6 protein-coding genes are annotated in these 5159 nt (G+C 75.7%); 2 read left to right on the forward strand and 4 right to left on the reverse strand.

All coding sequences use genetic code 11. The annotated features are described in order from the left end of the window. Positions 1-101 precede the first annotated feature (101 nt). A complete protein-coding gene (locus tag ABZ641_RS25245; protein ID WP_359985155.1) occupies positions 102-680 on the forward strand; it encodes a hypothetical protein in 579 nt (192 codons plus the stop codon). A 4-nt stretch (positions 681-684) separates the two neighbouring features. Here the strand turns inward: ABZ641_RS25245 and ABZ641_RS25250 are convergent, their stop codons facing one another. Genes ABZ641_RS25250 through ABZ641_RS25265 form a run of 4 tightly spaced genes read right to left on the reverse strand, consistent with a single transcriptional unit; the run spans position 685 to position 4225 of the window. Continuing rightward, positions 685-1479, reverse strand: a complete 795-nt coding sequence (locus ABZ641_RS25250) for an ABC transporter ATP-binding protein (protein WP_359985158.1) — start codon at positions 1477-1479, stop codon at positions 685-687. Further along, positions 1476-2546, reverse strand: coding sequence for an iron ABC transporter permease (locus ABZ641_RS25255; protein WP_359985161.1), 1071 nt, complete (start codon positions 2544-2546; stop codon positions 1476-1478). The genes ABZ641_RS25250 and ABZ641_RS25255 overlap by 4 nt, the downstream gene beginning before the upstream one ends. Further along, the gene (locus tag ABZ641_RS25260) at positions 2547-3833 is read right to left on the reverse strand and encodes an ABC transporter substrate-binding protein (protein WP_359985163.1); all 1287 of its coding nucleotides are present in this window, start codon (positions 3831-3833) and stop codon (positions 2547-2549) included. It abuts the gene before it with no gap. Then, positions 3830-4225, reverse strand: a complete 396-nt coding sequence (locus ABZ641_RS25265) for an STAS domain-containing protein (RefSeq protein WP_344622401.1) — start codon at positions 4223-4225, stop codon at positions 3830-3832. The genes ABZ641_RS25260 and ABZ641_RS25265 overlap by 4 nt, the downstream gene beginning before the upstream one ends. Positions 4226-4594: 369 nt before the next feature. Here ABZ641_RS25265 and ABZ641_RS25270 point away from each other — a divergent pair. Next, a partial coding sequence (locus tag ABZ641_RS25270) for a HAMP domain-containing protein (RefSeq protein ID WP_359985166.1) occupies positions 4595-5159 on the forward strand: 565 nt, incomplete at its 3' end.

Genomic DNA, 5159 nt, shown 5'->3' on the forward strand with positions numbered 1-5159 from the left:
GGTCGACGGTGGCGAGGTCGCAGAACTGCGGGACGATCACGTCCAGGAGTTCCTTCGCGGTGCCTGGCGGCACGCCCGCCGGGCCCGGAGAATCCACCCGCATGGGAGCCGACATCCACGGCTTCGTGGAGTGCCGGGCCACCCACGGAGTGCTCGACGAGGACGACGACGTCCGCTGGTGGCCGGCGGTGGACCTCGATCTGCTGTACGGCGGCCGGTGCTACGACGCCTTCGGCTGCCTGTTCGGCGTGCGCAACCACGCCGGGTTCCGCCCGCTGGCCGACGGGCGGGGCCTGCCCGAGGACGTGGCGGCCGAGGTCCGACGGGAGTACGAGGCCTGGGGCCGGGACGCCCACGGCGCGTCCTGGATCTCCTGGGCGGAGTTGGCCGCGGTGGACTGGGACGAGCCGGCCGAGGCCGTGGACGAACGGGTCGAGGAGTACTCCCTGGTGCCGACCCGCGGCTGGGTGCTGACCGGCAAGTCCCTCCGGGACACCGGGGGCCGGCCGGAGGGCGCCGCCTGGATCCAGGACGGGAGGCTGCTGCGCACCGTCCGCATGGTGCGCCGCGACGCCGTGCCCCCGGACGGCCCGTGGGCCCCGGTGTGGCAGGTCATGGGTGCGCTGGCCGGGGTGCACGGCGCGGCGAACGTCAGGCTGGTGGTCTGGTTCGACAACTGAGGGACTACGGCCTGGGCGTTCGGCCGCCGGCCCGGGCCCGGTGGTCGAAGGCGATCAGCGGGTCGCCGGTGAGCGGGTGGTCGACCACCGCGGCGCGGACGCCGAAGACCTCGGCGAGCAGCTCGGCGGTGAGCACCTCGCGCGGCGGGCCGGAGGCCACCACGGCGCCCCGGTCCAGCACGTGCAGGCGGTCGCAGAGCGAGGCGGCGGCGTTGAGGTCGTGCAGCGAGATCAGGGTGGTGCGGCGGCGGGCCCGGAGCAGGGCGAGCAGGTCGATCTGGTGCTGCACGTCGAGGTGGTTGGTCGGCTCGTCCAGCACCAGGACCTTCGGCTGCTGGGCAAAGGCCCGGGCCAGCAGCGCGCGTTGGCGTTCGCCGCCGGAGAGCGAGGCGAAGCCGCGGTGTTCGTGGCCCTGCAGGCCGACCTCGGCGAGGGCCTCGGCGACCAGCTCGCGGTCGGCGGCGGACTCGCCGGCGAAGGCCCGCTGGTAGGGGGTGCGGCCCAGCGCGACCATCTCGCGGACGGTGAAGTCGGCCTCCGCGCCGCGCTCCTGCGGCAGGGCGGCGATCCGCCGGGCGGCCTCGGCGGCGCCGAGCGAGCGCAGGTCGCGCCCGGCGAGCAGGACCCTGCCCGCGTGCGGCCGCAGGTGGCGGTAGACGGTGCGCAGCAGGGTGGACTTGCCGCTGCCGTTGGGTCCGACCAGGCCGACGGTCTCGCCCTCGGCGGCGAACAGCCGGGCGCCGGTGAGCACGTCGCGGCCGGCCAGCCGGACGGTCAGGTCCTCGATGTCGATCCTCATCGGTGCTCCGGTCGTCGGTCGAGCAGGTACAGGAGGACGGGCGCGCCGAGCAGCGCGGTGACCACGCCGATCGGGACCTCCTGGGTGGCGAGGGCCGTCCGGGCGAGGGTGTCGACGGCGGTGAGCAGCACGGCGCCGGTGAGGGCGGCGAGCGGCAGCAGCCGCCGGTGGTCGCCGCCGACGAGCAGCCGGCAGACGTGCGGCACGAGCAGGCCGACGAAGCCGATGGCGCCGGAGACGGCGACCATCACGCCGGTCAGCAGGCTGGTGACGGTGAAGAGTTCGCGGCGCAGCCGGGCGACGTCGACGCCGAGGCCGGTGGCGGTCTCGTCGCCGACGGCCAGCGCGTTCAGCGCCCTGGCGCGGGCCTGCAGGTGGACGGCGCCGAGGGCGACCGCCGCGGCGGGCAGCGCGAGTTGGCTCCAGGTGGTGCCGCCGAGGCTGCCCATCAGCCAGAACAGCACGCCGCGGGTGCGCTGTTCGTCGCCGGCCTGCAGGACGAGGAAGCTGGTGAACCCGGCGAGGAACTGGCCGATGCCGATGCCGGCGAGCACCAGCCGCAGCGGGGCGAAGCCGCCGCCGCGCCGGGCGATCGTCCAGACCAGGGCGAAGGCGGTGAGCGCCCCGGCGAAGGCCGCGCCGGAGAGGCCGAGTCCGAGGCCGGCGCCGGCCGCGGTGCCGAGCACGGTGACGGCGACGGCGCCGAGGGTGGCGCCGGAGGAGATGCCGAGCAGGTAGGGGTCGGCGAGCGGGTTGCGGACGAGGGCCTGCACGGCGGTGCCGACGAGGCCGAGTCCGGCGCCGACGACGGCCGCCAGCAGGGCGCGTGGGGCGCGCAGTTGCCAGACGATCAGGTCGCGGGTGCCGGGCTCCGCCGGGCGGCCGGTGAGGTGGCGGGTGACGATGCCCCACACCTCGGCGGGCGGGACGTCCACCGCGCCGAGCGAGACGGCGAGGGTGAGGGCGACCGCCAGCGCGAGCGCGAGGGCGACCGCCACCGCGCCGGTGCGCGGGGTCGCTGACCTCCGGACGGCCGGGGCCGCGTCCGGTGCTGCGGTGGCGGCCATCTAGCGGCCTTCCACGGTGAGTCCGGGGTGGACGGCGCGGGCGACGGCGAGCACGGTGTCGGCGTTGCGGACGCCCGCGATGGTGGTCACCTCGGAGCCGATCCGGACGAAGTGGCCCGCGCGGACGGCCTTCAGCTCCCGGGTCGCGGGGAAGTCGCGGAGGAAGGCCTCGGCCTGCTCGTAGGCCTTGCGGGTCTCGGCCTCGCTGCCGCGGTTGCGGACGCCGAGCTGGATCCAGTCGGGGTCGGCGGCGACGACGTCCTCCCAGGAGACGGGCTTGAAGGTGCCCTTGCAGTCGGCGAAGACGTTGCGGGCGCCGGCGAGGGTGATCACCGCGTTGGCGACCTGGCGCCCGCAGGCGGCCATCGGCTGCTTGGTGCCGGCGTCGGCGTCGAAGAAGAAGTAGGAGGGGCGGCGGTCGGCGGGGACGGCGGCGAGCGCGGTGCGGACTGCGCCGACGGTGCGTTCCATCCCGGCCACCAGTTCCTCGGCGCGGGCCGTGGTGCCGGTGATCGCGCCGAGCCGGCGGATGTCGGCGGCCACCTCGGAGAGGTCCTGCTGCGGGCCGGTGAGCCGGTCGGCGCAGGCGGTGGAGTGCAGCCGGACGTGCTTGACGCCGGCCGCGGCGAACTCCTGCTCGGTGGGGGCGGCGCCCATCGCCCCGCCCATGGCGCCCATCGAGGCGAAGGTGTCGACGTACAGGTCGGCGCCGGAGCCGAGCAGCTTCTCCTTGGCGATGACGGCGCGTCCGAGGACGGGGACGGCGGCGGCGCGCTCGGCCAGGTCGGCGGGCATCGTGCCGGTGCCGGGCGGGAATCCCGTGCCGATCACCCGGTCCCCGGCGCCGAGCCGGAGCAGCATCTCCAGGGCGGCGGCGTTGCTGGTGACGATCCTCCGGGGCGGCGCGTCGAAGATCAGCCGCTCGACGATGAAGAGGCCGTGGCCGCTCGGCCGGGCGGCGTCGTGCGGGCGCCGCGGCAGGGGGCGGGCCGGCCCGGCGTCGACCACCTCGATCCGGACGGCCGCGTGGGCCGGGGAGAGCGTCAGTTCGAGCGGCCCGTCGGCGTGCTGGGCGGCGTTGGTGAGCAGCTCCGCCACGACCAGGCGGATGCAGTCGGCAGCCGGGCCGGCCGGGTCCACGCCCCAGGAGGCGAGTACCGCCTCGGCGAACCGCCGTCCTGCGCGGGCCCGTCCGCCGCCGTCGAAGGCGATCGTCGCGCGGGCGGCGACCGCGGCAGGGACGTTCCCCGTCCCCTCGCGGCGACTGCTGTCGGCGGCGGCTGTCACGGCTGCCGTCCGCTGCCCCGGAACTCCGCGGTGGAGCCGAGCACGGCGAAGACGGTGTCGGCGCCGGTCATCGCGAGCAGGCGCCGCATCTGCGGCGGCAGTGCGCAGAGCACCAGCCGGACGTCCCGCTCCCGGGCCCGGGTGCGCAGCCGGAGCAGCAGGTTGAGTCCGGAGGAGTCGCAGAAGCCGACACCGGCGAGGTCCAGGCACAGGGTGGTGGCCGCCGCGGCGAGTGCCGCCTCCAGGTCCGGGCGGGCGGCGTTCGCGCCGTCCAGGTCCAGGTCGCCCTCGACGGCGCAGACGACCGCACCGTCGAATGCCGCTGCCACGACGGTGCGGACGCCGGCGTCCGTCGCCGTTCCGGTCGCCTGGTCGGTGTCGCCGGTGCCCATTGCGCTGCCCTCCCGCCGCGGCCCTGCGCGGTGCCGCCGTGCCGTCCATCACCTTCCGTGGGGATGCGTATCACCCGCATGGATTCGTACCACACGTCCGCCCGCCGATTCCCCTTCCGGAATCCCGTGCGCGCACCGGCGACTTCCGTCCGTCGGGCCGCCGATCGGGCCGTTGATCGGGCCGCCGAGCAGGGCTTGTGCGTACGCGGCGTAGGGTAGTGTCGCCTGCGGCCCGGCCGCCCGCGCGGCCGGCGGTCGCGCCCGGGACCGTGCGCGGCTCCATCACCACCGGGGCAACTCGGCCGTGACGAGGGGAACGTGGCCGTGACGGAGACGCAGCCGGGCCGGATCGCGAACGGCGTCCTTCCCGTGGGGCCCAACCCGCCCGGCACGGTGGGCGAGCCGGACCTGCGCAATCTGCTGGCCGGTCTGACGGCCGTCCGCGACGGCGACTTCGGGACCCGTCTGCCCGACGACGCCGACGGACTGCTCGGCGAGATCGCCGGCGTGTTCAACGGCATGGTCGACCAACTGTCGCTGTTCACCTCGGAAGTGACCCGGGTGGCGCGCGAGGTCGGCACCGACGGGCGGCTCGGCGGCCAGGCCGCGGTGCCCGGGGTGTCAGGGACGTGGAAGGACCTGACGGACTCGGTCAACGCCATGGCCGGCAACCTGACCACCCAGGTCCGCTACATCGCGCAGGTGGCGACGGCGGTGGCGAAGGGCGACCTGTCGCAGAAGATCGACGTCGCCGCCCGCGGCGAGATCCTGGAGCTCAAGAACACCGTCAACACGATGGTCGACCAGCTCTCGGCGTTCGCGGACGAGGTGACCCGGGTGGCGCGCGAGGTCGGCAGCGAGGGCCGTCTCGGCGGCCAGGCGCAGGTGCCCGGCGTCGCCGGCACCTGGCGCGACCTGACGGATTCGGTCAACT

This window comes from Kitasatospora sp. NPDC007106, assembly GCF_040634455.1.
Classification (GTDB): Bacteria; Actinomycetota; Actinomycetes; order Streptomycetales; family Streptomycetaceae; genus Kitasatospora; species Kitasatospora arboriphila.